Here is a 25,743-nt window from a genome sequence, read left to right on the forward strand (position 1 = left end):
GGTCTGGCGATCAAGAAGTGTGATTTCGAAGGGCTCACCCCACGTTCCAAGCCTGCACCCAGACTCCGTTCAGGGGAGTTACCGAAACGTTATGTAGGCTGGACGGATGGATTTTAGGTCGAGCAGCGGAAAATTGTCAGTCCAAGAACGTCCTGTATCCCCTGCAATGGGGCTGATCTCGGGGCGGAAGCATGCCCTCGACGGGCTTCGCACGGTGGCTGTGGTCGGTGTCTTCTTCTTTCATACGGCAACGGAACTCGTTCCGGGCGGCTTCATCGGTGTGGACGTCTTCTTCACGCTCAGCGGCTTTGTAATCACTCTGCTGATCATGAAGGAGCGGCTCGCCACCGGCCGTCTGCGGCTGCGCGTTTTCTATGCCAAGCGGCTGGCACGGCTCTGGCCCGCACTCCTGGCGTTGTGCGCGGTGATCCTGGTTGTCGGTTTAGTATTTCCGGACTCCGGGTGGGGAGGTCAAGCGGGGTTTGTCCTGCCAGCGGCCGCGTACGTGATGAACCTGGCCCACGTCGGCGTGTTCGGAGGCTCCATCACCGGGGAAACCCTAGGTCCCACCTGGACGCTCGCCGTGGAGGAGCAGTTCTATCTGCTGTGGCCGCTGCTCCTGCTGGTGATGCTGCGGTTCTGGAGGGTCCGCACCGTCGCCTGGGCTACTGCCGGCCTGGCCGCAGCCTTCCTGCTGGAACGGTCCCTGCTGGTTCTGGCCGGTGCACCGCTGGGGCGCTTGTACAACGGGCCGGACACCAGGGCCGACGAGTTGCTGATCGGATGCGCGTTGGCCCTCCTGTTCACCAGTATCCGCCCAGGCTCCACGCTCCACCTGTCCTTGCAGTCTGCCGCACGGTGGGGTGCGCCGCTGGCTGCCCTCACGCTGGTGGCAGCGCTGTTCGTACTCAAGGAACCGGACACGCCCGGCCGCTGGTTCAACGCCTTTTGGACCGCCGGGCCCACCGTGCTTTCGCTGTTGACCGCGATGCTGATCGGCTCGCTTGTCCTGCAACCCGCCGGCTTCATGGCACGGGTCCTCAGCCACCCCTGGCTTGCCGGACCAGGCCGTGACCTGTCCTACGCCATGTATCTCTGGCACATTCCGGTGTACCTTCTGCTGATTCCTTTGATCCCGGATTTGCCGCTACGCATCGCGCTGGCTGCGGCCCTGACCGTGCTGATGGCGTGGGCGTCCTTCGGCCTGGTGGAGCAGCCCCTGCGCCGCTGGGCAAACAAAAGGCTGGAGCCCGAGGGCGATCGCCCGGCCCGTGAGCGCGTGCCGGAGCGTGAACTGGTGTCTGCGGGCCGCGGCGCGTAGGTTTCGACGGACTCACCCACCGGATGGCCGCACAGGGAATTTGGTCGCCCTGCTCGATCCCATGCTGCAAAACGACAACGGCGGGGGTCCGCCGTCCTGTGAAGTGCCTCCGGGTAGGTCAACCCGCCCCGCATGTCGGGACCGCGCCGCTGCTGACATCCAACCTGTGAATTCGGCCGTGAGGATTGTCCAAGCAGTCCAAATGTCAGCCCAAGACCTGAGTGACGCCCCTCATTTGGACCAGGTTTGGATCTGGCTGTTTGCCGTCAAGGGGAGCCACGAAGGCCAAGCGGCGGAGGGTGGCAACAAAGCCAGCAACCGCCGTCGTCATGAGCGCGCCGTCGTCACGTGGATTGTCGTGGCGGTATGTCTTGCGGTGAGCTGATGGCAGCAACGAGCCCCTCTTTTCGCCACTCCCACCTGGTCAGTTCAGACCGGCACCAAATGAAATGTAGGTGGAAGTCTGATAACCGCGTGCTTCAAAGTCAATTTCACGAAATGTTGCGCCATCAATGGTCGACGCGGCAGGCACCAGAAAAGCCCAGATCATTGGAGATTCGAAACCCGGCTGCAGTTGGGCATTGCACTCCGGATTGCCCTTGATTTTATAGAGTTCCTGAACCGGACTGTAAACCTGCGAGGAAGAGTTGACCACTTTGAAGTCGATGGGGTAACTGCAGGTCAAATCTATCGGCGCTGTCGCATTGTTAGTCACCATCGCCTCAACAATTACGTATTTCCCGCCGGCCTGTGCAGGCACATTTTCATAAGTTTCACTGCCAGTGCCCGACCTATAGCGGGAGGTATTGAGTGTCACAGTAGGGGAAGCCACAGCCGAAATGATCTTGATGTGGATTCCTCCATTGATCGCAACGTCCCCGATCCCCGCCATCCGAGTGAAGGTGGGAGTGGGCGTCGGAGCAGATGGACGCGTCGCGGTAGTCGTCGGCGTAGGTGTAGCAGGAACCGTCTCCGCCGTGGTGACCGCAGATGACGTGCCAGAGGCGGACACCGAACCTGAGACGGGCGTCGCAGACGTGCAGCCTGTCAGTGCGAGAATGACAGTGAGCAGGGCAAGAGCTTTGTGATTCAATTTTCCCCCAAAGGATTGACGCCCCGTTCTGGTAGACGGCGATATGCCTGGACGCTGATTCATCCTAGGGATCCCGTGGGAAATAAATAGGAAAGAGTCATGCAAGTACTCGTCAAGATTCGTTCTGCACCGGAAAAGGGCTGAAGACGAAAAAGGTTTCTACCGCTTCGACATCAGTGCAGTATTCCGGCATGCTTGCCATGATGAACGACCAAACACAGCTCGGGGTCACCGAAAGGAATCCCTCCGAACTTGGTCCTGGCGCGCTGCGCGGTCATCACCGGGCGCGCGCTCCAATCGAAAGTTTTTGCTGGGCCCAGTCCCACCGGATCAGCTCCTGCTCCAGCCGGACAGCTTGGCCAAAGGTGCGATTGCCCAACGCCTGGTACAGTGCGGACTCATCTTCGGTCAGCCGGGTCAGTGCAGCCGTGGTGGGTTGCGGCTCGTTGCCCCACACGTTCCGGTGCTCCAGCAAGGTGGCCTCATCCATCAGGACACTCACCACGTGATAGTGCACCGCCCGAAGCTCATCCAGAATGCGAAAGCCGTGGGTATCCAGGTCACCCCAGTACAGGACTTCGCAGTCACGCAGCCAAGCCGCATCGCGCAGGGAAGAGAATCCGTAGCCCCCGCCATAGATTGCCAGCGTGCCTGTTCGCTCCGGCAGGGCCAGGAAGTTCACCAGGTTCTCGGTGACGATCACGGACGCCACCGGCAGCCGCAGCGAGCTGAACGCCGCCGCTGTAACAGTAATGTCCCGGGCACCACCGAGCATGGGAACCGCGGAGTCAAGCATCCGGAAGCGGACCAGCTCGGGTGGATGCAAGAACCCGTGCCGTACCGCGAAACGGGCAGCGGGAGTCCGGGCGGCAACCTGCCCCAGCAGGGAATCCGATTCCGCCGGGAATTCCGACAGGTCCTCGCCAACGGGCGTTACGTCCGGGGGCGCCACAGGACGCAGGGCCTCCGCCAGTTCATCGATCACCCTTCGGTGGTTCTCGATGAACTTGGTGTGCACTCCGGGCAGGCTGAGCTGCCGGACGTATACCCCTGGATCAGGATTGCCCCGCAGCCACAGCGCCACCCGGGCGGCGGTCAGCGCATCGGCTCCGAGATCCAACAGCTTGAGCGGCCGCCGCAGCACCCACTGACGAAAGGCGGGGGCCAGGTCAGCCATGCGCGCGGCAAGCTCCAGGAACCGGGCAGCGTCTTTTGACTTCCCGGCAAACCCAACCTCATCGCCGACCGATGCGAAAACTGCAGCGGCCGGCAGCTGATTGGAACCGATCGTGCTTCGGCCCACTTCGGCGGTCTCCAGGCTGAACGGACGGGCGGCGGCAACCAGCTCGCCGGCCCATGCGCGGGCCGCAGTGTAGTCATTGAGGAGGGCCGCCGCCGTCGGACGCTTCAACGGACGGCGCCGGGGATACAGGCCGGTGGGCTCCAGCAGCTCGCGGAGGAGCGAACCGCTGTTCCACGCCTTCAGGGACAGGGCCCTCAGGTCCGCTAGCGTGGTCCAGGATTCAGCCGACATACCGGTCCTTCTCCTCGCGGTACTCCTGAATGGTCATGTTGCGGAGCTGGGAATCGTCGCCATTGGTGTTCGCCACGAACCCCACATGCGAAACGAACGGCTCGATCACGTGGATTTTCTGCAGGGGAGTGACGATCAGCAGCTGCAGTTTCATCCGCTGGAACAGCTCCAGCCCGTACCGGGCGGACTCGTCAGAGCCGCGACCGAACGCCTCGTCAATCACCACGAACCGGAAGCTCCTGCCGCTGCCGGCATTCCTGCCCGCTCCCTTGCCGGACCCCAGCCCGAACTGGAACGCTAGGGCCGCTGCCAGGATGGTGTACGCCAGCTTCTCCTTCTGTCCGCCGGATTTCCCGCCGGAATCCGTGAAATGCTCGTACTCCTCGCCGGTTTCCGTCCACTTCTCCGAAGCCGAGAACGTGAACCAATTCCGCACATCGGTCACTTTCGTCGTCCACTTCCGGTCGAGGTCCGTCAGCCCTTCGCGGCCGCGGAACCGGTCAATCAGCCGCTCCACCTGTAGGTACTTCTGCTCAGAGTACTGGTCCGTCTCGCCGATGGTCCCCTCCGAGCACGCACGCAGATCGCTGCCAAACTCGCGTACGTCCTGATCCGAGGTGGCCTGGTGCTCCAGCTGAATATGCCGGCCCGTGTTGTAAGGAATACCTGCCAGGGACTCGTTAATCTCACCAATCCGGTCAATGATGTTCTGCCGCCGATTATCCAGGAACGCATTGAACGCGACCACCTCGCGGATGGTGTTTTGGTTCAGCAGGTCCTTGAACTGATTCTCGAACCTGGGCAGGTCGTTGCCCACAAGCTGCTCCAGCAGCTGGTTGTAGTCCGACGCGGCCTCCAGAGAAGCGTCGATGTCAGTGGTTTCGTTCGGGTACTTGTTGCGGAAGTCCGCCATCAGCCGGACCGTGCTCTCCGCTGCACGGGCGATCCTCTTCGACAGAGCGTCGATGGTGTCCGTTAATCCGTTCCGTACGGTGCTTTCCACGGTCGCCGTGTTCTTGTACGTGAGCGGCTTGGCGTCGAGCGCTGCTTCGGCGAGGCGTTCGACGGCGGCCAGCACCCCGGCGTCGCCCGTCAGCGGCGTTTCACCCAAGCTGGCCCGGCAATCATCAATTGCCTCGCCGATGTCCCTGGCGTCCTTCTCATTGGCGCCCAACCGCTCCCGCAGCTTGCCCGCCTTGTCCTCTAGCCGCTCCAGCTCGCCCGTGACCTGCTGTTGCTTGGTCATGAGCTGCTGCAGGACGTCACTGGTGGTTTCCAGTGCCCGCTTCTCCGCCTTCAGGTCCTCGATGCTGCGGGCCGTGGCCTGCCAGCTGATCTCGCCGAACTCCGTGACGGAACCCACCATGCCGAGTTGCCGGTTCCGCCGGCCCAGCGACCCCAGCTCCGCGGTGACCCGGTCCAACTGCCGGGCCACGACCTTCAGCTTGCCCTGTACCTCGTCCTGTTCGGCTCGGAACCCAGCGATCTTGTCGTGGTTGTCCCAGCCCAGCACGTACGTGCGCCGGTCCGCCAGGTCCTTGCGATCGTCCTTCTCATGGCGGCCGCGCCCACCTTTCAGCTGGCCGTTGGCCGTCACCGCTTTGGGGTAACGGCGGAAATCTGCCAGGTTCTCGCAGCAGAAGTAGTCGAACCGGCTGTTGAGCTCGTTCTGCAGGAATTCGCGGAACGGAGTGCCCTGCTTGATAGCGATCTTCGCAGCCAGGGTCCCAGGCTCGGGTTGATGGCGGTTGTGCCTGTCCGAGCCTGTATCTGACTCGCCGATTCTCAGGTACACCAGCCGGCCGCGAAGGTTATTGGCGTCCACCCAGCTGCTGACGGCGGCATAGTGCTCCGCGGGGACCAGGAGGGAGAGGGCGAACCCGTGGAGCGTCCGTTCAGCAGCACCCTCCCAGCCGGCCTCGCCGTCGCGGATCTTGAGCAGCTCACCCACGTAAGGCAGGTCGCTTTCGGTTATTTCGGTGCCTTCGCAGAGGCGGCGGCGAATATCCAGCTGGGGGAGCGGGATCAGGTTGCGCCGGGCCTGGAGGCTGGTGAGCTCAGCTTTAATCTCCTCCGACCTGGCCGTGCGTTCACCCTGCTGCATTGACAGCGGGGTGAGCTCCTTGTGCAACGCGTCCGACCGGGCCGCCAAATCCTGCTCCACCCTGGCGAGCCCGGCCCGGTTCGCGTCGAAGAGGACACGGTCTTCCGGGGTCTGCAGGCCAAGGTCCGCTGCGGCCGAAGAGTAGGCATCGAACCGCTGCTTCTGCTCGGCGGACTTGGCGGACAAAGCGGCCAGCTCGGCGTCGATCGCAGCAAGCCGGCCGCCACCGTTGGTTCGGATGTCCTCCTCTACCCCAGCCAGGTCCCGGCGCAGTTGCTTGATCTCACAGGTCAGCCGATCCGAATCCTCCTGCAGCCGCACGCCCGTGCGCTCCAGCTCGGTCTGGTGCTCCAAGCTCAGCTGAAGCTTCCGTTCCGTGAACCAGGGGTGCAGCTGGTCGCGCTGTCGGCGGGCCAGTTCGTCGTTTGCCGTCAGTCCGGCGTGCAGCGCTGCGCCCTCTTTGATGGGTGTCAGCAGGGCGACCTGGTCCTTGGCCCGGAGGACGGCGTCGTGTGCTTTCTTCAGATCATCGAAGTGGTGGATCAGGTTGGTGATCCGGGAGGCGACGTCGTCGTCCTCCAGCATGTTGCCGCGCACGAACGAGGTGATGTTCTCCACCTGCTTCATGGACACCGTGCGGTGGAACAGCTCCATGGCCTGATTACCGCTGATCCCGAAGTGGCGCTTGAAGGCCGCGGCATACGGATCGAATGAGTCATGGACTGACACACCGGCGGCGCGCAGCTTCTTCTTCAGCTTCAGGGGGTCCTGGCCGAAGTTGCTGAAGTCGACAGCGATGCTCTGGTCCGTTTCCGCCAGCGAGTAGAAACGGTTGGGCTGCCCCGCCTCCCGCGTGGCCCAGAGTGTTATGCCTAGCGTGACCCACTTGCCCAGCACAGCGTTGTGGAAGACACCCAGCACCACTGTCAGCTGCCCCGAACCGCGCAGTGCCACCGGCTTGGAGTACTCCCCGCCCGCACTCCGGGCGCTCTTGTGGAAGCCTTGGACGTACGACATCAAGGAGCGTTCCTTCTTCTGCGCTCCCGCGGCCTTGTTGTACTCGATTTTGTGGGCCGGAAGCAGCAGCGTGGTGATCGCATCCACCACCGTGGACTTTCCCGAACCGATATCGCCCGTGAGCAGACTGTTGGCGCCGTCCAGCCGGAACGTGCGCACCCCCTTGTGGAACGTGCCCCAATTGAGCAGTTCCAAGCGGTGCAGCCGGAAACCCGGAGGAGTGCCGCCGTCGGCTGCCGTGTCGTCGAGACTGAACAGGCTCTCCTGCAGGTCCGATGTGAGATCCGCCATTACTGGCCCTCCCCAGTGCCGCGTCCGGCTTCGCGTGCTCCGGCGGTCTCCGCTGTGGTGGGCGGCTCACCGGCGAGCGTCGCACGATAGTCAGCAAGCCGCGCGTCGAACTCTTCCAGCCACTGCGCATCCACGTACGCCTTCAAGATCCGGGCCACCTCGTACGTGTCCGCCTGCCCTTTGAGTTTGCGCAGGAAGCCGAGTTCCACGACCTTCTTGATGTCAGCACCCAGCCGGTCCAAGACACGCGCCTCGTTGCTGGATTCAGGCAGGAACACGGAGACGATGTCCGCGATCTCCTGTTCGGTCATGATGAGCCGGACCTCACTGCTGTTGATATCGAACTCCATCATGCGGCGGCGGAGCAGGGCCAGCAGCAGGCTGACGTTGAAGGTCAGGGTGCGGCGGGCGATGAGCCGGGGGAGCGTGCCGTCCGGATCATCCTTGGACCGCAGGAACGCGTAGCCCTCAGATTCGTCCAGGACGAGGTCCAAACCCAGCACCGAGACGTAGTCGCGCACATGCGAAGTCAGTCCGAGCAGGGACTGCCACACCTTCTCATCGTTCTCCGCGTACAGCACGCCCTTGAAGAGCCGGGTGACGACGGACGGAAGCTCCTCCGGCGTGCGGGATTCAGTGTCAGCTGTGGCTGGGGTGGCGGGGTTCATGCCGGCCTTCCGAAGATGATCTGTTCGATGGTGGCTTCGCGGAAGGTGCCGTCCGGAAGCTGCCAGGACAGCTCCTGGGTCTGCTCTGGATTGATGGTGGCCCAGTCCGATTCGGTGGCCAGCTGGTAGTACCCCACCACTTCCGCCAAGCCTTGGGAGAGAGGGTAGACCTCGGTGATTTCGGTCAGGGTGGCCTGCTCCGCCTCGGCAAGGACTGCGTCAACGTTGGCCCGCAGGCGTTCTTTGTCCACGAAGAACTGACCGAACAATGCCGATGCGTCCACATCGGTGTCGTCGGCCGTTTCGACGGCGTCGTATACCATCACTTTGCGGCTGGGTTCATAGAGGGGCCGTTCAAAGGGCAGCACAACGTCCACCGACGGCGCCTCAATCTCCATAAAAGTGCCTGACGGCCGTGCCTCCCGGAAGCCCAGTGCACCGGATTCGATGCGGCGAATCAGCTGCATGATGCGCTTGTTCTCCAGAAACACCTTGTCGTCCAGGAGTCGGCGCATTTGCTGGGAGAGCTGGCGGACCGTGGCCTGGGTCTGTTCGACGGCGGGCAGCCAGTCCTGGTGGAGGTTGGCTACCGCGTTCAGGCTTTCCGTTTCGGCCAGGGCTTCGATCCGAGTGGCCCGCTGGAGCAGGTCCTGCAGCTCGTTGCGCAGCTGGGGGGACATAAGGTAGTCCCAGAACCCTTGAAAGGTGCGCCCTTGGAGGGAGCTGCTGATGTCCTGCTGGTTGTCGAAAATCGATTCCAGCAGTTCACCTTGGGTACCGTCCCACGTGGCGATCTGCTCGCGTACCTGTCGGTCCAGCTTACGGAAGTTCTGCTCCACCTCCCGGAAATCGGAAAGCAGGTCCTTGGCCAGGGCCGTGAGCTGCTGCAGGTGGTCCAGCGCTTCCGGGCCGGTCATGACGCGGATGTTGCCGTCGCGGATCCGCTGCATCTCGTCGTCTATCCCGTCCCGCTGGCGCTGCAGCTCAGCGAGCCGCACTTCCGGGTCCGTCTCAGACTGCTGCACGAGCTGCTTCAGCACCGCGAAGATGCTGGTGAGGCGGGACTGCGTGGCAACGAAGTCCCGTCCGCGCAGGTTCTCCACCCAGCGGACCACGTCCTCCGCAGCAGCCGTGAGATCGTAATGCGGTTCGTCCTCGCCGGGGACGTAGTACTTCCTTAGCCATTTGCGTTCGTCCGCGGCCCAGTCGTCCAGGTATTCTGCTGCGGTGCGGGGGAACCTATCCTCGCCCTCACTGTCCCGGAGGCCGAACAGCACGTCATCCAGGACATCGATCAGCTCCTGCCGGCCGAGATTGCGCTGATTGGGTCCCGTGAACGCCGCCATGAAAAACGTCAATGCCAGGGGCGCATTCTGGGCACGGAGCAGCGACCAGCCTGCATGGTTTTCCCGGAGGGAATTGATGGCGTAGAAGTCCATTGGGTTCCCGTGTTTAGCGCGTCACGTCGTCCAATTCACTCTAGGCGATGGCTACGACATTCTTTTCCCAATTGCCGGGCAGTACATCCATTAGCTCATTGAACACGATCGGCTCGACGTCGCTGGCCGCTGTGGCCCGCGGCAGATGCTGCTCCTCTTGGGCAGCGCTTAGCCCGCACGCTGACGGCTACAGCGTCTCCGGAATCGGGCGCCCGGGAAAGAGCGTCGCGTACTGTTTCCGGAACATCCTGCGCCCGACGAGACGGTAGCCCAGCCGCACCGGGGCGGGGATGTCCTTGATCATTTCCTTCTGGTCCTGGCGTGGATTCGTGGCCAACACCATCCCGAGGTAGCCAACCAGGAACTTCTTGTCGAGCTGATCGATCCCGTGCGTCGCGCCCTCCTGCAATTCCTTCTCGGTCAGCACCCTGTCCACCACCGGCATCACCTCGGTGACTTCGCGGCGCAGGTGAACGTTGAGGACGGTCTTCAAGTCCTCGTAGCGCTCAGCGAGTTCCCGGGCAACCTCTGCATCTGCCGTCTCCATCCAGCGGAGGCGCACCGGCTCAATGCGTTCGAGCCGCTGGGTCACCTGCCGGTGCTGCTCAAGCATCTGCGCCACGTGCAACGCACATGCCGGTGCCCTTTCCGCGAGTTGCGGGTACATGAGCTGGTCCTCGCCATCGTGGTGCAGATGGAGTACCTTGTCGAAGTTCCCCAGCACGTCGCCCACGTAAGCGGCGCGGGCGGTGTCACCGGCTGCAGCGGAGCGCACCAGTCCCGGCGCCTCCTCGTACGCCCACAGAAAAAAGCGGTGGATGCGCCGCATGCCGGCCGTTCCCCTACACAGGACGGGCCCCGGTGGCAACGGCGCTGCGGTCTCGCCGGGCTGCATGGTGAAGAAATCAGTCATTGGACGTCCCTAACGGTCGATGTGCGAGACAAGGACCTCTCCCCGCCAGCATCGTATCGCCGGGCCCAATCCCGCACAATGACCGGTTCGCCAGCCACGGCTGACTGAACAACAGCGGCGGGACGGCAGCTGAAGAGCCTGCCGTCCCGCCGTCGTCGGCTCCCTATTACCGCGCCTGCAGCCCAGGCACACCGTCCCGGATCTCGAACGACGCTTTCGTGCTGACGGGGGAGCCGGGCGTGGTGACGTAGTCCAGCACCCTGAAGTCGGCGGTCATCGCATCCTTCATGATGCGGGTGTTCACGTAGCCGCGGTTGTCGTTGTAGAACTTCAGGTGCGGGTTCCAGGCCATCACTGGGTCCGTGGTGGAGCCGGTGCCATCGCCGGTGGAGGTGATGGAGGTGCAGACGAGTTCCGAGCCGACCACGGGGGAGGCCGGGTCCTTGTAGTCCACCTTGAGGTCGTTGGCCCAGTTGCGGTGCACGTCGCCGGTGAGGACCACGGCGTTTCGCACGTTGGCGTCCACCCAGCCCTTTGTGATCCGGCGGCGCGACGCGGCGTAGCCGTCCCACCCGTCCATGGAGACGTCGTCGATCTCCGGAGCCTGGTTCCTGTCCCGCTCGGCGAAGAACACCTGCTGGCCCAGGATGTCCCAGCGCTGGGTGGAGTTCCTTAAGCCGTCCAGCAGCCACTTCTCCTGCTCCGCCCCGGTGATGGTGCGGTCCTCGGCCAGGCGTTCGGCCACGTTCTTCCTCCAGCCGTCCCCGGCGAGCTGGTCGTCGCGGTACTGCCGTGTGTCCATCATGTGGAAGTTGGCCAGCTGGCCCCACTGGATGGTGCGGTAGATTTTCATGTCGAACCCGGCTGGCACGGACGAGGTCCGCAGCGGCATGTTCTCGTAGTACGCCTGGAACGCCGCGGCGCGGCGCTGCCGGAAACGCTCGGTGGTGTCGTTCAGCTGGGCCGCGTCTGTGTTCTCGGGGACCTCGTCCGCCCAGTTGTTGTCCACCTCGTGGTCGTCCCACACCACCAGCCACGGTGCGATGGCGTGCGCTGCCTGCAGGTCGGCGTCGGACTTGTACTGCGCGTGCCGCTGTCGGTACCCCTGCAAGGTGGAGGTCTCCGGACCCTGGTGGTCGCGCGGGTTGCCGCCGCCGATCACGTAGCTGTCCTTCTTGTACTCATACAGGTAGTCACCCAGGTGCAGCACCAGGTCCGGGTGGTCCTGGGCGAGCCGCGTGTAGGCGGTGAAGTAGCCGTGCTCGTACTGGGAGCAGCTGGCGAACGCCATGGCCAGCGCCGCAGGGGTTTCGTGCGGCGCCGGGCTGGTGAGCGTGCGGCCCACAGCGCTCATGTGCTTGCCGGTGCGGAACCGGTAGAAGTATTCGCGCCCGGGCCTGAGACCCTTCAGCTCCACGTGGACGGAGTGGGCAGTTTCGATCCTGGCCTGCTCGACGCCGCGGGCTACTACCGTGCGCATGCCTGCGTCTTCGGCGACTTCCCAGGCGACCGCGACGTTGCGGGAGGGCATTCCGCCCAGCCCGTCCTCGGCAACAGGATCCAGCGCCAGCCGGGTCCAGATCACAAAGCCGTCCGGCCACGGCTCGCCGGAGGCGATGCCCAGCAGGAAGGGATCGGTGCGGAGACCGGCGTCGTCCGCTGTTGAAACAGCGACGGCGGCACCCGGCAAGGCGGCGACCAGTCCGGCCCCGAGGCCGACGGAAAGAAGGGACCTGCGTGAAATGTTGTCCATGGCTTCAACCGTAGGAAGGCCGGTTGGACGGGTCCTAAGGATGATGTGAATGATCGGTTAACTGCGTGGCAACTACGCCCTTGTCAGGAATTCCGCCCACGAGAAGACTTGCCCTACATCGTCCTCGATTGCTTTCGGGGCAAGGGCGGGATGAGCGGTTCCCAGCGGGGGCGAGTTGCCCGTGGGGTCGGCAGAGCGGGGCAGCCATGGACGGGCCTGGTTTCAGGAATGAGTTCATCGTCGTCAACGGTGAGGCGGCGGGGAGCAGGATCATCATTCCGCACGGGAACATCACCATCGGAAGCGGGGAAGGCTCCCGCCTCCGCCTCCCCGTCTCCGGAGTCAGCCGCCGCCACGCGCTTCTGACATCAACGGACGGCCGGACCATCCTTGCCGATCAGCAGTCCGGGAATGGCAGCTGGGTCAACGGGCACCGCATCACCCTACCGACAGAGCTCGCCCACGGGGACCTGGTGCAATTCGGGCAGGTCCGGCTGCGACTCATTGACAGGAACGCGACGGCGCCCAGGGCGCAGCCTCCGGGGGCGGCCGAATGAAAACGAAGAGTCCGGCTCCGCAGCCGCCCCGGGAGCGGCTGGGTACCGCACTGCTGGTCGCCGCCGGTATCAACGTGGTGGGGATTTTAGGCAACAGCCTCGCAGCGTTCCTCACTGAACTGACGCCCACCTGGACGTGGTTCATCACTCCCTTTATGGGATTGCTGGTGGCCTTGGGCATAGAAATGCTGGACTATTACCGGAGCGTTCAAGGCGCGCCGCCCGGGCCTTCAGGTCACCCCGACCCGAAACTCCCTGTCAGGCCCGCGCCCCGGATGCCGGTGGGGGTGACAGTCCTGGTCACGTTGCTGGTGCTGGGCGGCGGCGGCTGGCTGGTCACCGCGGGGGTGAGCTACGCCGTCGGCTACCTCTCAGGGAACGAAGACAGGGTGCAGCGGCTGGAAAGCCAGGTGGCCACCGAAGACCAGGGAGTTACGGTGACAATCCTGGGCGTCCAGAGCACAGCCCACTTCACCAGGGTGGAGATCCGCGTCCGCAACGGGACCAGCAGTTCGATGTCCCTGCCCCTTTTTGCCAATGCTGTGCTCACCGCCCCTGACGGCACCACCTTCGACGCCGATCCCTTCCGCAGCAACTGGCAGCCCCGGATCCCGGCAGGTGGCCAGCGAAAGGGAACAATCAACTTTCCGGACCAGCTGCCTGGCGACGCGACCTCGATCTCACTCAGCTTCGGCACAGTCTTTAGGCCGGGCTTCGACGGACCAAGGTCCATCAAGGTTGAGTACATCCCGTTGAGGCCCCTGGCCAGTCTGGCCCGGGGGTCTACCTTGTATTTATAGTTGTTTCGCTTCAGAGGCTTCGGGCGTTGGCCAGCACGGGCAGCTTTGCGCGGACGTCTTCCACCACCGTCGGATCGATGTCTATAACGGCCAGTTCCGGCTGCTGGCTAGGTGAGGATTCGCCGGTGGAGGTTTCGGGGCGTCAGGCGTCAATCGGTCAGGGGAGCGGCTGCCGTTCGCCCACGCTAACCGCTTCCTCCAGCGCGAAGTACGTCCGCCGTCGTCCTTCCAGTCTTTCCTGCCGGCCGGGCGAGGGAATCCTGGCGCTCTTCGCCCGGTTGCACCGACTGCAGGCGGCGACGAAGTTCTGCAGGCTGGTGGACCCGCCTTTTGACCATGGATAGAAATGGTCGCCGTGCTCAGCGGGCCGGGAACAACGACGGCGGAAGCCGGCTTCCATCTCGCACTGACCGCCCGCCCGGACCATGCCTTCGCGGCGCTGCTGCCGGGTGAAGCGGCGGACAGGATCCCGGCGTCGGACGTCTTGGAAACGGATGATGACCGCCGCGATCGTCAGGACGACGGCGAGTATGCCAGGAAGCGCGACGGCCGCCAGCACGCCGTCGAACATCCCTGTAAAAACGGCCGTCACGGTACCAGGCCGTCCGCCCGCAGCTATGTTCCCGGAACGCGGCGCGAGCGACAGGATGACAGCGGCGAAGATCCACACTGTCAACGCACCCCTGGCCAACAGGAGTAACTGGCGCGTCCAGTAGATGCGCTTCAATTCAAGCATTTGGTCTCCCCCAGAAGACTCCGCAAAGTGACGTGTGCATTTGTCCCGCTCGCTGAGACAGATCGTACCTTCACCGGCGCCAGGGGGAGGCGGTTCCGGTCCACGTGGAGTGTTCGCCGAGGGTATTCAAGTTCAGGACTGACTGCACTACCTTTTTCCTATGGCCATGGGCAAGCAACGGTGCTCTGACCGCCGGCAGGAATTTCTACTCAGAAGGAGTGGGAAAGGTCATGAATCAACGAACCAGAATAATCTTTGCTCTCGTCGTCGTGCTGCTGCTGATTGGTGGCGGGACGGCGCTTTTTCTCTTTGACAACACCAAAAGGAGCAGGGCCGCGGAGTACACCCCCCAGATCAACCCTGCCGATTTCACCACTAACATCACCAATCAATACTTCGCCCTCCCTGTCGGCAAAAAAATGACGTACGAGACCACCGAGCAAGGAAAAGTCACCGAGAGGATCGAAATCGAAATCCTGGCGGAGACCAAGACCATAGAGGGCGTTGAGGCAGTGGTCTACCTGGATAAGGAATACAAGAACGGGCAGCTCGTGGAGGAAACCCGGGACTACCTGGCGCAACACAAAAACGGCGATGTGTGGTACTTCGGCGAGGACGTGAACAACTACTGGAACGGGATACTGCTGAACCGCGCCGGCAGCTTCCTCCACGGAAAAGACGGGGCAAAAGCAGGCATCTGGATGAAGGCCGAACAGCGCATCGGCGATTCATACAGGATGGAATTTTACATTGGCCATGCCGAAGACATCAGGGACACCGTAGCTACCGGCGAGACCGTCACCACGAAAAACCGCACCTACACCAACTGCGTCAAGGTTTATGACTGGACGCCGCTGGAAAAGAATGCCCGGGAGCATAAATATCATTGCCCCGAGGTCGCTGCGCTGGTCCTTACCGAGGACCTGGAGACAGGAAGCCGGTCAGAGCTCGTGAACGTGGTCCAGCCCTAACCCCGCGCCACCAGCCCCGGCACTCCGTCCCCGATCTCAAAGGAGGCCTTCGTGCTGACGGGGGAGCCCGGCGTGGTGACGTAGTCCAGCACGCGGAAGTCAGCGGTCATCGCATCCTTCGTGATGCGGGTGTTCACGTAGCCGCGGTTGTCGTTGTAGAACTTCAGGTGCGGGTTCCATGCCATCACCGGGTCCGTGGTGGAGCCTGAGCCGTTGCCGGTGGAGGTGATGGAGGTGCAGACGAGTTCCGAGCCGACCACGGGGGAGGCGGGGTCCTTGTAGTCCACCTTGAGGTCGTTGGCCCAGTTCCGGTGCACGTCGCCGGTGAGGACGACGGCGTTGCGCACGTTCGCGTCCACCCAGCCCTTCGTGATCCGGCGGCGGGACGCAGCGTAGCCGTCCCAGCCGTCCATAGAGACGTCGTCGATCTCCGGCGCCTGGTTCCTGTCCCGCTCGGCGAAGAACACCTGCTGGCCCAGGATGTCCCAGCGCTGGGTGGAAGTCCTGAAGCCGTCCAGCAGCCACTTCTCCTGCTCCGCGCCGGTGATGGTGCGGTCCTCGGCCAGGCGTTCGGCCACGTTCTTCTTCCAGCCGTCCCCGGCGAGCTGGTCGTCGCGGTACTGCCGTGTGTCCATCATGTGGAAGTTGGCCAGCTGGCCCCACTGGATGGTGCGGTAGATCTTCATATCGAACCCGGCTGGCACGGACGAGGCCCGCAGCGGCATGTTCTCGTAGTAAGCCTGGAACGCGGCCGCGCGGCGCTGCCGGAAACGTTCCGTGGTGTCGTTCAGCTGGGCTGCGTCCGTGTTCTCCGGGACCTCGTCCGCCCAGTTGTTGTCCACCTCGTGGTCGTCCCACACCACCAGCCACGGTGCGATGGCGTGCGCTGCCTGCAGATCGGCGTCGGACTTGTACTGCGCGTGCCGCTGTCGGTACCCCTGCAAGGTGGAGGTCTCCGGACCCTGGTGGTCGCGCGGGTTGCCGCCGCCGATCACGTAGCTGTCCTTCTTGTACTCATACAGGTAGTCACCCAGGTGCAGCACCAGGTCCGGGTGGTCCTGAGCCAGCCGCGAGTAGGCCGTGAAGTAGCCGTGCTCGTACTGCGAGCAGCTGGCGAACGCCATGGCCAGCGCCGCCGGGGTTTCGTGCGGGGCCGGGCTGGTGAGGGTGCGGCCCACAGCGCTCATGTGCTTGCCGGTGCGGAACCGGTAGAAGTATTCGCGCCCGGGCCTGAGACCCTTCAGCTCCACGTGGACGGAGTGGGCAGTTTCGATCCTGGCCTGCTCGACGCCGCGGGCTACTACGCTGCGCATGTTTGCGTCTTCGGCCACCTCCCAAGCCACCGCGACGTTGCGGGAGGGCATGCCGCCCAGCCCGTCCTCGGCGATCGGGTCCAGTGCCAGCCGGGTCCAGATCACGAAGCCGTCCGGCCACGGCTCGCCGGAGGCGATGCCCAGCAGGAACGGATCGGTGCGGAGACCGGCGTCGTCCGCTGGTGAAACAGCGACGGCGGCACCCGGCAAGGCGGCGACCAGTCCGGCCCCGAGGCCGACGGAAAGAAGGGACCTGCGTGAAATGTTGTCCATGGCTTCAACCGTAGGAAGGCCGGTTGGACAGGTTCTAAGGATGGTGTGAATGCGCGGTTAACGGCGCGGCAAAAGCTGCTAACCGGGTACTGGCCCATTTGGGGTGCCATCAATTCTTATACGCGGTTAGATACTATTCAATTCGTTGCGTGAATTATAAGTACCGCATATAAACCATATCAGAATAAATTCTGATACTCCAGTCACATGCTTTTGTGATGCAGCTGGTTTTGCAGTAGCCAAATAATGGGCGATGTCCAATTGGCCAGTGGTATGAATATGTGTTTGCCTGGTAAGGTCAAATTCTGTAATTGGGGGTACTATTTTGTCGAAATATATCAAAGCCGGTCTCGTAGCCATTTCTCTGTCCGCCTTGATGGCGGCGGGGACAGTCGCTCCCGCGTACGCAGACACCTCGCGGGAAGCAGCTGGGAAGGTTGCAGCAGCTCCGTCGGGGGTGGCAGCAGAGAACCAGGTTATTGCTGAGCTGAGGCAGAAGCTGACTTCAGCGGCGAATACAGGAGACGCGGCAGCTACAAGCTCCCTGGCAGCGCTGGACAGCCTCGGGAAGGACAAGAAATCAGAACTCGCCAGGATCATCCTGGGTGAAGGAGTGGTTCAAGCCTCACAGCGTGCTGGTAGCGGCGTTGAGGTTCTGCGGACGGGCGACTGCACATCCCCTGCTGCAAGGGCCAGTGGGATGTTCTCGATCCAGTCAACATACAGCGTGACCGCCAACTGCGACGCCGACTTCAGCTTTGCGGGAGTCAGCGTGACCAAGGTACGCCTCACCGGATCGTACGTCACGGGAAGCGGTGTGGTGTTGTCAACAAGCAACGCAACTGCCTATGTGATGCACTCCTACGAACCCGGGTCGAGTGTCTCCTTTAGCAACTTCAGCCACTCTGCTTCCGGCGGACGAGGTCAATTCCAGACCACCGTCACCGTGACCCGGAGCCTTTTCGGGTGGAACCACTCCACACGGTCCGGTAACCTCAGGCTGGTAACCAGTGGCCCCGGAGTCGTCTCCTGCGGATGGGTGTGATTTAGAGTTATGGACCCTGTAGTTCCTACTTTCTCGGAAGCAGTCCTTTCCTTTGGCCCGCTGATCTTGATGTTTCTGGCGGCACTGGCCATTGTCTTTTACTACGTCTCCAAGGCGTATCGAAAGGCTAAGTCTAAGGCGCTTTTATCTAGCCCTCATGGTGAGACTCCACCGCAGGACGACAAGAATCTGAAATAGGCTGTCTGTCTATTCTTGAATTTCAATGTGGCAAGGATCCCATTCTGTAAAGGCTGGAATCCTTGCCGCATTTTTGTTTAGCTCGCCCCTTTTGCGCCCTCCCCGAACTCCGACTTTCCCGTGCGGACGATCAGTGTCTCAATACGTCGTCATCTCCAGGGGCTTCCGCACCCTTGATGTGTCTCAGAGGAGCGACCGCCGTTCGCCCACACGACCACCGCTAAGTACGCCAGGCGGAGGCATAGCCTGGTCCAATAGATGCGCTTCAGCTCCAGCATTCAGTCGTCCCCCCATGGAGTCGTGAGTGACATGCAGTAAGCAGGGCTAGGGGGCCTGGGCGGACTGGTGCGCTGCCCACAGCAGGATGATGCCCCCAAGGAAGTACGCGAGCAGCAACACGTAGCCGATAACCAAGGCGACGATGGCCACGCCTCGTCCGCGTTCACCAGTGGTCTTGATCTGGCTCAGGGCGATGTGCCCCACGACGATGCCCACCGGGTAGATGAACAGCACTGAGATCAGCCCTATGATGGCCAGCGCATTGGTTTTGGCCGGCGTAGGGGCGTAGCCCTGGTATTGCGGCCGGTACTGGGGTGTGCTCATGGGCGATGCCTGCCTTGTCCGAATATGGGTCCCCCGGCCCGCCATCGCGGAGCGGCAAACACAACGTACCAACACAAAGGTCAAGAAAGTTGGTTTGTAAAGAACAAATCCGTTGGACGGCAACGCTGCGACACCATTAGGTGGCGGCGCGGGAAGTAGCCGCCAGGTCCACTGCCGGGAAGACGCAAAAACCCCCGTCCGGCAGATGCCGGACGGGGGCGTTTGAAGTACGGTCAGCGCTGGGAAGCCGCGGCTCCGAGGACAACGATGACGACGATGATCCCGACGACCACGGACAAGTAACCGATGATCAGAGCGGCGATAGCGAGGCCGCGACCCCCTTCACCTGTGGTCTTGATCTGGTTCAGGGCGATGTGCCCCAGGATGATCCCGAGCACGTTGATGAAGAACACTGAGATAAGTGCCACGATAGCCAGCGTGTTGGTCTTGGCCTGCACGGGTGCGGGCGCGTAGCCCTGGTACTGCGGAGTGCTCATGAATAGTGCCTTTCAATTTCCGAATGGTGGGTCCCCCCGGCCCGCACATTGCGGAGCGGCAATCAAAATTTATCAAACAATTAGGCGAACCCGAAGATCAATCAGGCGGGGGAAGATGGTTGTGCTTGATATTTCTCAGGGAACGGTGCAACGGCCGCCCGCTTCTTACGGGCGGTTCCCCGCACCCGGTGACAGGACGCTGAGGCCCACCTCAACGGCCACGTCCAACAGCTCAGCGGCGTAAGCCACCAAAAGATCTGACTGCAACCGTATCGCCGTGGACAGATGGATCGCGTCCGCGCTTCGAAGTCCGCTCGGCAAGGCGGCTGCGTACATGAGGTCCGATCGTGCAACGTCTAGGAGATTGATGCCGCCTACGACCGCATTTACGAGCTCGCCGGGAATCCCGCGGCGATGCCCTGCGCAGTGGAGCTCTGTGTAGAGAAGCATCGACGCCACCAGCTGATGGCCATCGGCTGCGGCATTTGTGAGATACTCCGCGGCGGAGGACGATTCCTTTTCCTCGACTACCAGTTTCAGGACAGCTGACGTGTCCACGTAAATGATCAACGGTCCCCGCGAAGATCATTCAGAATCTCTGCCGTCCTAGTTGCAGACGTGATTCGTGGCAGAACTCTGAAGTCCACGGCGTCCTTAGCGGCTGGCCGTATTTGTCCCGCCTGCAAAAGACGTTCAAACGGCGATGCTGAAGGCGGGATCAACGTTGCCGCTATTTCACCGTTGTTCGTTACATCGATCGTCTCGCCGTTCTTGACGCGGTCCAGGATCTTGCTGCTCTGGTTGCGCAACTCACGGTGCGGAATGGTTGTCATGGCTGCCTCCGTAGCAATCGTAGCAAGCGGAAGGCTTGAAAGAAACGATCCGGCAGGGAGGCGGATGCTAGGTCCGCATGTCAATGTGCCGGCAGGCCCTATTTAGCCGATGGTGTCAGGGAGCAAAATGATGAGATGAAGAAAGTTGTCCTGGCCGGATTCGCCGCTTTGACCATGGGCTTTGGCGCGATCACTTTTGCAGCCCCGGGCAACGCGGCGGTTGCGCCGCCGCCCGTCGACGGGCAAATCATCGTCAAGTTCCGCGACGATCATGCTGCGGCAGGCGCCCTCCGCCAGCACGGCCTTAGCGAGGGCAAGAGTATTGGCAGTACCAGGGCGAAACTGATCAACGTACCGGCGGGCAAAGAACGTCAATTGATCGAAGCTCTGAGCCGCAATCCGGCAGTTGAGTACGCCGAGCCGGACGAGCTAGTGACCGCCGCCACGGCTGACGAATACTTCCCCCGCCAGTACGCGCTGCAAAACACCGGCCAGTCATTCACTAATACCGCGGGCACGCTGACTCAGCCAGGGGGCAAAGCGGACGCCGACGTCGACGCCGTCGAAGCGTGGAACGTCACCACCGGTGCCGGCATCAAAGTTGCCGTCCTCGACTCGGGTGTAGCAAACGACAACCCCGACATCACGCCGAAAGTTAACGCAAGAGCCAACTTCACCAGTGGCGAAACAGGTGACGACAACTACGGCCACGGCACGCACGTTGCCGGCATCGTCGCCGCCACCTACAACAACACCCAAGGCGTAGCCGGTACGTGCCCCGGGTGCAGCATCCTGGACGGCAAAGTACTGAACGACAGCGGGATCGGATCGACGTCGGCCCTTGCCAACGGGATCAACTGGGCCGTCAATAACGGGGCCAAGGTGATCAACATGAGCCTCGGCGTGCGGGCATCACGCACCCTCGAAGCTGCCGTCAACAACGCCTGGAACAAAGGCGTTGTGCTGGTTGGCGCAGCAGGCAACGGCGCCAATCAGACCAAGATCTACCCGGGCGCCTACCCCAACGTTATTGCCGTCGCAGCTACCGACAACAACGACGCCAAGGCATCGTTCTCGACCTACGGCGCCAGCTGGGTGGACCTCGCAGCGCCCGGCGTGAACGTCTACTCCACCTTCCCGAACCACACCTTCGTCCTCGGCACACAGAACAAGCGCTCATTCGGTTACGACGTGGGTAACGGAACCTCGATGTCCTCACCGATCGTCGCTGCCACTGCCGCGCTTGCCTGGAGCTCCACTCCAAGTGCAACGCACACGATAATCCGCTCAAAGCTTGAATCAACCGCCGACAAGATTGCCGGCACGGGCACCTACTGGGCAAACGGCCGCGTGAACGCTGACAGAGCCGTTCGGTAGTTACAGCCACCGCGCGCCGCGTGAACGGCGCGGCGCACGGTGCCGTGCAGGCTAGATCCGCGCGGATTCCTTCTCGGCGCGGGCCGTCTTGTAGGACTCCCAGAAGGTGGCCCCGGTGATGTCGAGGGGCTGCGGGTCGAAGACCGGGTCAAGGCCGAGCTTCTGCTGCCTCTCGAAGTCGTTGAGCGCCTTGAGGGCAGGCTTCTGCAGGATCAGGATGCCCACGATGTTCAGCCAGGCCATCAGGCCGACGCCGATGTCGCCCATCACCCACGCGTCGGCTGCTGTGTTCACGCAGCCGTAGGCGACGGCGATAAGGATCAACACCTGCAGGGCGGTGGTGGTCACGCGGCCGATGCTGGCCCGGACACCCGGAATCATCTTGTTCGAGGAGTTGCCTACGAGGAAGCGCAGGTTGGTCTCCGCCATGTAGTAGTAGGCGATGACCGTGGTCAGGCAGAAGAAGATCAGCGTGATCGCGATGAATGCCGCGCCGACGCCGGGGAAGACGGAGTCGAACCCGGTCTGCACGAACTGGGGGCCCACAGTGGCCGTGGCCGAAAGCAGCCCGCCCTCAGCGAGGATCTCGCCGTCTTCAGTGCCTCCGGAGAAGACGCGGTAGGCGCCGGTGGAGAGGATCAGGAAGCCGGTGGCCGAGCACACAAACAACGTGTCGATGTAGACGGCGAAGGCCTGGACCAGGCCCTGCTTGGCGGGGTGCGACACCTCGGCGGCGGCCGCGGAGTGCGGACCCGTTCCCTGGCCGGCCTCGTTCGAGTAGACGCCGCGCTTGACGCCCCACATCACTGCCAGGCCGATGATGGCGCCGAGGGCGGAATCCATACCCAGGGCGCTGCGGAATACCAGGGCGAGGATCTCCGGCAGTTGGCCGGCATTCATGAAGACGACGATCAGGGCGAGGACGATGTAGCCGACAGCCATGAACGGCACAACGAATGCCGCGACGCTGGCGATCCGCTTCACGCCACCGATGATGACAAACGCCAGGAGGATAACGGAGCCAACGGAAACCATCCACGGCTCAATGGTCCAAGCGCCGCCGATTGCCGTGGCCATCGAGTTGGCCTGGACACCGGGCATCAGGACGCCACAGGCCAGAACGGTCACGGCGGCGAAGACGTAGCCGTAGACCTTGAAGAACCCGGCGCCCTTGGTGTGGGCGAACGCGCGGGAGAAGTAATAGGCCGGGCCGCCGCGGTACTCGCCGGTCAGCGGGTCGCGGGTCTTGTAGATCTGGCCGAGGGTCGACTCAATGAACGACGTCGACGCGCCCAGGAAGGCGACTACCCACATCCAGAACAGGGCGCCCGGTCCGCCGAAGGCGACCGCGGTGGCGACGCCGGCGACGTTGCCGGTGCCGACGCGGCCGGACAGGGACATCGCCAGAGCCTGGAACGAGGAGACGCCGGAGGCGGACTTCTCACCCCGAACCAGCTGCTGGATCATTCCCTTGACGTGCCGGACCTGCAGGAAGCGTGTGCGGATGGAGAAGTAGACGCCGGTGGCGAGGCAGAGATAGACAAGCCAGTCGCTCCAGATCACGCTATTGATGGCTGATAAGACATCGCTCATAAGTGTGGGTTCCCTCCAGGAAGAGCGCGGGTGATGCGGTTGGTGCTGCGCGTGGCCGGTGGACGCAGTGGCGCGCACCACACCAAAACCTGTGAAGCTTCTCACAACGTAAAGGTGTTAGTCCATTTGGCGTTGCCTGGGAAACCCCGCTTACACTTCCGGGTTTGCTTCCTCTTTTACGGCGGAGCCGTCTACTTGGGAGCCTTCGGGGGCAGTCGGGACACATGGGCGTAGGCCTTCGAAATCCATGCCCTTTCCCTTGCGGAATCATCGCCGCCGTCGCCGTTCCACATTTCCGGCAGCCCGACATAGCCGCCCATCGGACGGTCAGCCGGACCAAACGGAACAGTCCGCTCGGTGCCTTCAAGCTCGGCACGGTCGGCGTCGGAAAGCCTGACCCCGATGGTCGGGCCGAACAGGCCGGCGAACATATTCCCGTTGACGAAGGCGCCGAGATTGCCGAACATCGGCTTGACCACAATGTCGGCGTCCTGTGGCAGGACGGAGCGGAAGTGTTCCTTGTCGGCGTCGGACGCTTTGGGCATCTGCATGTGAACTTCTCCCCGGGTCGCGAAAAGGCGTGATGGCTGGCTCTGACTTGCTTGCAGAATATGCCTGTTAGCCAGGAGGGGCTAGACCGTCAGGAGTCAGGCAGAGGCCGCTTCCGCCTGTTCCCAGTGCCTCCGCAGCAATTCAGCCAGCCGCTGGGGCTCGATCCGGTGGGGCGGGTCGAAGTGGTGGCGCTTGGGGAACACCTCCAAGTGGAAGTCCGGGAAGAACACTCTTGCCAGACGGCTGGCAATCTCACCGTAATGATCCGGGTTGCTGAGGCCGCCAAGGGCGAAGAACACGGGCCGGCTAAAGGAAGCCAGACTGGGCCTGTCCAGGTCGTAGCTCTTAAAATCCTGCAGGAACGCCCTGATCCCCGCCGGCCGTTTGGCCATCCACGGCGGCGGGTCACCCACTGGCGGAGGCGGAAGGACGACGTCGGGCCTCACTCCCAGCCTCACAAAGGCGGGCATGAACTGCTCGGGCGGAAGTGTTTCCAGCGCTTCGAACTTTTTCCAGAACTCCGCATGCGCCGGACTCCAGTCCCAGTTCCCGGCCCACGCCGGTTCGAGCAGGGTCAGGCTCAGCAGGCGTTCGGGATGCTTCGCAGCCAAGGCCAAGGCAGCCGCCCCGCCGCCGGAGTACCCGGCGAGATGGAACGTCTCCCAGCCCCGCGCGTCGGCTTCGCGCAGGACGCCCTCGATCTCGGTGTCCAGGCTCCAGCCGGGTGGAGGCTCGTCGTCAGCGTAGAGTTCCAGGTCCTTGGCAACCGCCTCGACGTCGGATCCCAAGGCCCCAATCAGCGCTTCGTAGGCAGGCCGGGCGGGGAGCACGCCCCCAGGAAGCAGGATGGCCCTAATCGGTCCCATGGAAGAACCATACGCCCGGCCGCTCCGTTTACAAGGGGAGCTGGGAGGCAGATTAAGAGGGGCCGCTTGGCAACTTATAAACCTGCACGACGCGCCCGGGCGGAGAGGTTTTAAGCGTTACCGCAATATCTCGTGTAGAGTCGTTTTTGTTGTTGTGTTTTTAGCAGTTCGTAGTTCAGGCAGTACGCGCGGTCGAAAGTCCGCGTTCTTCTGAAGTAGCGGTTTTGAACACCCCACACCGGAGGACCCGAAAGTCGGGACTTTTCCTCCACCTTCACGAAGGACAAAAATAATGGCTACTGGTACCGTCAAATGGTTTAACGCTGAAAAGGGCTTCGGCTTCATTTCCCCCGATGACTCCTCACAGGACGTTTTCGCACACTACTCTGCGATCGCTTCCTCCGGCTTCCGCTCACTCGAAGAGAACCAGAAGGTCTCCTTCGAAACCGAGCAGGGCCCCAAGGGTCCTCAGGCCGTAAACATCCAGGCTCTCTAAGACTTAGCTTTCAGCTAACTCTTCTGAGTCCGGAGCCGTAAAGGTTTCGAGCAGGGCCGGTCATTGACCGGCCCTGCTTTTGTTTAACCCGCGGGTTCCACGACGGCGGCTCAGGCGGTCTTGAAGTCCAAGCTGAGAGACGCAGGGAGTGGGCCCTGCAGCATGTCATCCGTGATGCCATGAATTGCCTGGATTTTCTCCCTGAACCACTGATCGTGCGGATCGTCTGAGTTGGCCACCGCCTGGAAGGACCTGGTGAGGTCCTCGCCCTCATGGAACAGGCAGGCAAAGTCCCCCTGCGGCGTCTGCATGTGGCTCACTACTTCCCGGGTCAGACCCATGCGCTCACGCGAACGCCGGTGATCCTCCCCACGGGGGCCGTGAATCTCCTCGATGAGCGACTTCCACTCGTCCATCCTCCCGGGCAGGATCGGAGCGAACCAGGTGATGCATTCCATGACAATGTCCTTCCATGAAGTTGCTTCGGCAATCGCCGCTGTGCGGTGTCAGCACCGCACCTGCATAGTAGTCCTGTGAAATGCGGCAGGATAGAGCCGCTGTAAAGCGCTGCGGGCGAAGCCCCCCGGAACGAAATCAGCTATCGAGCAGCAGGGAAAGTTCGACGTCGACCTCGTCTCCGGCGCGGATGCCCGCCGCCGTCCTGACCGCCTTTTTCACCGGAAGCAGGTACGAGCTGGTCTTGGCGTCCGGGAACACCGAAGTGGACCAGCGGTGCCCGCCGATGGAAGCGTTGACCCTTACAGAACCGAAGCCCTTCCGGAACGGTGCTGAATCCTCCCTGAGCTGCTCCGCCAGGTCCTGCGGCAGAGTGACGAAGTGCCATCCGGCTTCCTCGGGAAGATGCCATAGCTCGCCCCGGAACCCGTAAGTCACAGTCAC

General features: G+C 62.6%; 27 protein-coding genes. 9 read left to right on the forward strand and 18 right to left on the reverse strand.

The window, feature by feature from the left end; translation table 11 throughout:
- The first annotated feature begins 166 nt into the window (after positions 1 to 166).
- Positions 167 to 1,321 (forward strand): acyltransferase family protein, encoded by a 1,155-nt coding sequence (locus M1D88_RS05110; protein ID WP_458113488.1) that lies wholly within the window; start codon positions 167 to 169, stop codon positions 1,319 to 1,321.
- Between the two features lie 202 nt (positions 1,322 to 1,523).
- Entirely contained in the window at positions 1,524 to 1,706 is a 183-nt protein-coding gene (locus tag M1D88_RS05115) for a hypothetical protein (protein ID WP_458113489.1), read from the forward strand.
- Between the two features lie 39 nt (positions 1,707 to 1,745).
- Here the strand turns inward: M1D88_RS05115 and M1D88_RS05120 are convergent, their stop codons facing one another.
- Entirely contained in the window at positions 1,746 to 2,138 is a 393-nt protein-coding gene (locus M1D88_RS05120; protein WP_458113490.1) for a hypothetical protein, read from the reverse strand.
- Here M1D88_RS05120 and M1D88_RS05125 point away from each other — a divergent pair.
- Positions 2,128 to 2,409 carry a hypothetical protein gene (locus tag M1D88_RS05125; RefSeq protein ID WP_458113491.1) on the forward strand — a complete coding sequence of 94 codons (282 nt, stop codon included), beginning with the start codon at positions 2,128 to 2,130 and terminating at the stop codon, positions 2,407 to 2,409. The two genes, M1D88_RS05120 and M1D88_RS05125, sit on opposite strands and share 11 nt — an antisense overlap.
- Before the next feature lie 282 nt (positions 2,410 to 2,691).
- On the opposite strand, the gene M1D88_RS05130 is transcribed toward M1D88_RS05125, so the two are convergent.
- The 6 genes from M1D88_RS05130 to M1D88_RS05155 form a co-directional block, all read right to left on the reverse strand.
- Complete coding sequence (locus tag M1D88_RS05130; RefSeq protein WP_458113492.1) at positions 2,692 to 3,948, reverse strand: Wadjet anti-phage system protein JetD domain-containing protein; 1,257 nt, start codon at positions 3,946 to 3,948, stop codon at positions 2,692 to 2,694.
- Positions 3,938 to 7,360 carry an ATP-binding protein gene (locus M1D88_RS05135; RefSeq protein ID WP_458113493.1) on the reverse strand — a complete coding sequence of 1,141 codons (3,423 nt, stop codon included), beginning with the start codon at positions 7,358 to 7,360 and terminating at the stop codon, positions 3,938 to 3,940. Before M1D88_RS05135 ends, M1D88_RS05130 begins: the two co-directional genes overlap by 11 nt.
- Positions 7,360 to 8,028 (reverse strand): DUF4194 domain-containing protein, encoded by a 669-nt coding sequence (locus tag M1D88_RS05140; protein ID WP_458113494.1) that lies wholly within the window; start codon positions 8,026 to 8,028, stop codon positions 7,360 to 7,362. The genes M1D88_RS05135 and M1D88_RS05140 overlap by 1 nt, the downstream gene beginning before the upstream one ends.
- Positions 8,025 to 9,467 carry a DUF3375 domain-containing protein gene (locus M1D88_RS05145; protein WP_458113495.1) on the reverse strand — a complete coding sequence of 481 codons (1,443 nt, stop codon included), beginning with the start codon at positions 9,465 to 9,467 and terminating at the stop codon, positions 8,025 to 8,027. The genes M1D88_RS05140 and M1D88_RS05145 overlap by 4 nt, the downstream gene beginning before the upstream one ends.
- Before the next feature lie 187 nt (positions 9,468 to 9,654).
- Positions 9,655 to 10,380, reverse strand: coding sequence for a hemerythrin domain-containing protein (locus M1D88_RS05150; RefSeq protein ID WP_458113496.1), 726 nt, complete (start codon positions 10,378 to 10,380; stop codon positions 9,655 to 9,657).
- Between the two features lie 166 nt (positions 10,381 to 10,546).
- Entirely contained in the window at positions 10,547 to 12,133 is a 1,587-nt protein-coding gene (locus M1D88_RS05155) for an alkaline phosphatase D family protein (RefSeq protein ID WP_458113497.1), read from the reverse strand.
- A gap of 206 nt (positions 12,134 to 12,339) precedes the next feature.
- Here M1D88_RS05155 and M1D88_RS05160 point away from each other — a divergent pair, with 206 nt between their 5' ends.
- Positions 12,340 to 12,690 carry an FHA domain-containing protein gene (locus tag M1D88_RS05160; RefSeq protein WP_458113498.1) on the forward strand — a complete coding sequence of 117 codons (351 nt, stop codon included), beginning with the start codon at positions 12,340 to 12,342 and terminating at the stop codon, positions 12,688 to 12,690.
- Complete coding sequence (locus tag M1D88_RS05165; RefSeq protein WP_458113499.1) at positions 12,687 to 13,490, forward strand: hypothetical protein; 804 nt, start codon at positions 12,687 to 12,689, stop codon at positions 13,488 to 13,490. The genes M1D88_RS05160 and M1D88_RS05165 overlap by 4 nt, the downstream gene beginning before the upstream one ends.
- Positions 13,491 to 13,647: 157 nt before the next feature.
- Here M1D88_RS05165 and M1D88_RS05170 read toward each other — a convergent pair whose 3' ends face one another.
- Positions 13,648 to 14,226: an HNH endonuclease gene (locus tag M1D88_RS05170; RefSeq protein ID WP_458113500.1), complete on the reverse strand. Its 579-nt coding sequence runs from the start codon at positions 14,224 to 14,226 to the stop codon at positions 13,648 to 13,650.
- Between the two features lie 230 nt (positions 14,227 to 14,456).
- Between M1D88_RS05170 and M1D88_RS05175 the strand changes: the two genes are divergently transcribed.
- Complete coding sequence (locus tag M1D88_RS05175) at positions 14,457 to 15,197, forward strand: hypothetical protein (RefSeq protein WP_458113501.1); 741 nt, start codon at positions 14,457 to 14,459, stop codon at positions 15,195 to 15,197.
- Here the strand turns inward: M1D88_RS05175 and M1D88_RS05180 are convergent.
- Positions 15,194 to 16,783 (reverse strand): alkaline phosphatase D family protein, encoded by a 1,590-nt coding sequence (locus M1D88_RS05180; RefSeq protein WP_458113502.1) that lies wholly within the window; start codon positions 16,781 to 16,783, stop codon positions 15,194 to 15,196. The genes M1D88_RS05175 and M1D88_RS05180 overlap by 4 nt on opposite strands.
- Before the next feature lie 325 nt (positions 16,784 to 17,108).
- Between M1D88_RS05180 and M1D88_RS05185 the strand changes: the two genes are divergently transcribed.
- On the forward strand, positions 17,109 to 17,828 hold the full coding sequence (locus M1D88_RS05185; RefSeq protein WP_458113503.1) for a hypothetical protein: 720 nt from the start codon (positions 17,109 to 17,111) through the stop codon (positions 17,826 to 17,828).
- A 522-nt stretch (positions 17,829 to 18,350) separates the two neighbouring features.
- On the opposite strand, the gene M1D88_RS05190 is transcribed toward M1D88_RS05185, so the two are convergent.
- From M1D88_RS05190 to M1D88_RS05205, 4 genes are all read right to left on the reverse strand, one after another.
- Positions 18,351 to 18,629 carry a DUF4190 domain-containing protein gene (locus tag M1D88_RS05190; protein ID WP_458113504.1) on the reverse strand — a complete coding sequence of 93 codons (279 nt, stop codon included), beginning with the start codon at positions 18,627 to 18,629 and terminating at the stop codon, positions 18,351 to 18,353.
- A gap of 233 nt (positions 18,630 to 18,862) precedes the next feature.
- Positions 18,863 to 19,126, reverse strand: a complete 264-nt coding sequence (locus M1D88_RS05195; RefSeq protein WP_458113505.1) for a DUF4190 domain-containing protein — start codon at positions 19,124 to 19,126, stop codon at positions 18,863 to 18,865.
- A 165-nt stretch (positions 19,127 to 19,291) separates the two neighbouring features.
- Positions 19,292 to 19,684 (reverse strand): type II toxin-antitoxin system VapC family toxin, encoded by a 393-nt coding sequence (locus tag M1D88_RS05200; RefSeq protein WP_458113506.1) that lies wholly within the window; start codon positions 19,682 to 19,684, stop codon positions 19,292 to 19,294.
- 8 nt (positions 19,685 to 19,692) lie between these two features.
- Positions 19,693 to 19,959 (reverse strand): type II toxin-antitoxin system Phd/YefM family antitoxin, encoded by a 267-nt coding sequence (locus M1D88_RS05205; protein WP_458113507.1) that lies wholly within the window; start codon positions 19,957 to 19,959, stop codon positions 19,693 to 19,695.
- 135 nt (positions 19,960 to 20,094) lie between these two features.
- Between M1D88_RS05205 and M1D88_RS05210 the strand changes: the two genes are divergently transcribed.
- The gene (locus tag M1D88_RS05210; RefSeq protein WP_458113508.1) at positions 20,095 to 21,336 is read left to right on the forward strand and encodes a S8 family serine peptidase; all 1,242 of its coding nucleotides are present in this window, start codon (positions 20,095 to 20,097) and stop codon (positions 21,334 to 21,336) included.
- 51 nt (positions 21,337 to 21,387) lie between these two features.
- On the opposite strand, the gene M1D88_RS05215 is transcribed toward M1D88_RS05210, so the two are convergent.
- The 3 genes from M1D88_RS05215 to M1D88_RS05225 all read right to left on the reverse strand — a co-directional run bounded on the left by M1D88_RS05215 (position 21,388) and on the right by M1D88_RS05225 (position 24,347).
- Positions 21,388 to 22,929, reverse strand: coding sequence for an alanine/glycine:cation symporter family protein (locus M1D88_RS05215; protein WP_458113509.1), 1,542 nt, complete (start codon positions 22,927 to 22,929; stop codon positions 21,388 to 21,390).
- Between the two features lie 191 nt (positions 22,930 to 23,120).
- A complete protein-coding gene (locus M1D88_RS05220) occupies positions 23,121 to 23,480 on the reverse strand; it encodes a TfoX/Sxy family protein (RefSeq protein ID WP_458113510.1) in 360 nt (119 codons plus the stop codon).
- Between the two features lie 96 nt (positions 23,481 to 23,576).
- Positions 23,577 to 24,347, reverse strand: a complete 771-nt coding sequence (locus M1D88_RS05225; protein ID WP_458113511.1) for an alpha/beta fold hydrolase — start codon at positions 24,345 to 24,347, stop codon at positions 23,577 to 23,579.
- 292 nt (positions 24,348 to 24,639) lie between these two features.
- On the opposite strand from M1D88_RS05225, the gene M1D88_RS05230 reads away from it, so the two are divergent.
- Positions 24,640 to 24,843: a cold-shock protein gene (locus M1D88_RS05230; RefSeq protein ID WP_024365339.1), complete on the forward strand. Its 204-nt coding sequence runs from the start codon at positions 24,640 to 24,642 to the stop codon at positions 24,841 to 24,843.
- A gap of 110 nt (positions 24,844 to 24,953) precedes the next feature.
- Here the strand turns inward: M1D88_RS05230 and M1D88_RS05235 are convergent, their stop codons facing one another.
- A complete protein-coding gene (locus M1D88_RS05235) occupies positions 24,954 to 25,301 on the reverse strand; it encodes a hypothetical protein (RefSeq protein WP_458113512.1) in 348 nt (115 codons plus the stop codon).
- A 136-nt stretch (positions 25,302 to 25,437) separates the two neighbouring features.
- Positions 25,438 to 25,743, reverse strand: coding sequence for a DUF1905 domain-containing protein (locus M1D88_RS05240; RefSeq protein ID WP_458113513.1), 306 nt, complete (start codon positions 25,741 to 25,743; stop codon positions 25,438 to 25,440).

This window comes from Arthrobacter sp. R1-13 (assembly GCF_054161475.1).

Bases quoted from the DNA above. Each gene is read 5' to 3' on its own strand.
- M1D88_RS05145 (WP_458113495.1), bottom strand. From the start codon at position 9,467: ATGGACTTCTACGCCATCAATTCCCTCCGGGAAAACCATGCAGGCTGG.
- M1D88_RS05175 (WP_458113501.1), top strand. From the start codon at position 14,457: ATGAATCAACGAACCAGAATAATCTTTGCTCTCGTCGTCGTGCTGCTG.
- M1D88_RS05215 (WP_458113509.1), bottom strand. From the start codon at position 22,929: ATGAGCGATGTCTTATCAGCCATCAATAGCGTGATCTGGAGCGACTGG.
- M1D88_RS05140 (WP_458113494.1), bottom strand. From the start codon at position 8,028: ATGAACCCCGCCACCCCAGCCACAGCTGACACTGAATCCCGCACGCCG.
- M1D88_RS05235 (WP_458113512.1), bottom strand. From the start codon at position 25,301: ATGGAATGCATCACCTGGTTCGCTCCGATCCTGCCCGGGAGGATGGAC.
- M1D88_RS05110 (WP_458113488.1), top strand. From the start codon at position 167: ATGGGGCTGATCTCGGGGCGGAAGCATGCCCTCGACGGGCTTCGCACG.
- M1D88_RS05165 (WP_458113499.1), top strand. From the start codon at position 12,687: ATGAAAACGAAGAGTCCGGCTCCGCAGCCGCCCCGGGAGCGGCTGGGT.
- M1D88_RS05135 (WP_458113493.1), bottom strand. From the start codon at position 7,360: ATGGCGGATCTCACATCGGACCTGCAGGAGAGCCTGTTCAGTCTCGAC.
- M1D88_RS05180 (WP_458113502.1), bottom strand. From the start codon at position 16,783: ATGGACAACATTTCACGCAGGTCCCTTCTTTCCGTCGGCCTCGGGGCC.
- M1D88_RS05195 (WP_458113505.1), bottom strand. From the start codon at position 19,126: ATGAGCACTCCGCAGTACCAGGGCTACGCGCCCGCACCCGTGCAGGCC.
- M1D88_RS05225 (WP_458113511.1), bottom strand. From the start codon at position 24,347: ATGGGACCGATTAGGGCCATCCTGCTTCCTGGGGGCGTGCTCCCCGCC.
- M1D88_RS05150 (WP_458113496.1), bottom strand. From the start codon at position 10,380: ATGACTGATTTCTTCACCATGCAGCCCGGCGAGACCGCAGCGCCGTTG.
- M1D88_RS05170 (WP_458113500.1), bottom strand. From the start codon at position 14,226: ATGCTTGAATTGAAGCGCATCTACTGGACGCGCCAGTTACTCCTGTTG.
- M1D88_RS05210 (WP_458113508.1), top strand. From the start codon at position 20,095: ATGAAGAAAGTTGTCCTGGCCGGATTCGCCGCTTTGACCATGGGCTTT.
- M1D88_RS05115 (WP_458113489.1), top strand. From the start codon at position 1,524: ATGTCAGCCCAAGACCTGAGTGACGCCCCTCATTTGGACCAGGTTTGG.
- M1D88_RS05130 (WP_458113492.1), bottom strand. From the start codon at position 3,948: ATGTCGGCTGAATCCTGGACCACGCTAGCGGACCTGAGGGCCCTGTCC.
- M1D88_RS05230 (WP_024365339.1), top strand. From the start codon at position 24,640: ATGGCTACTGGTACCGTCAAATGGTTTAACGCTGAAAAGGGCTTCGGC.
- M1D88_RS05220 (WP_458113510.1), bottom strand. From the start codon at position 23,480: ATGCAGATGCCCAAAGCGTCCGACGCCGACAAGGAACACTTCCGCTCC.
- M1D88_RS05190 (WP_458113504.1), bottom strand. From the start codon at position 18,629: ATGAGCACACCCCAGTACCGGCCGCAATACCAGGGCTACGCCCCTACG.
- M1D88_RS05160 (WP_458113498.1), top strand. From the start codon at position 12,340: ATGGACGGGCCTGGTTTCAGGAATGAGTTCATCGTCGTCAACGGTGAG.
- M1D88_RS05205 (WP_458113507.1), bottom strand. From the start codon at position 19,959: ATGACAACCATTCCGCACCGTGAGTTGCGCAACCAGAGCAGCAAGATC.
- M1D88_RS05155 (WP_458113497.1), bottom strand. From the start codon at position 12,133: ATGGACAACATTTCACGCAGGTCCCTTCTTTCCGTCGGCCTCGGGGCC.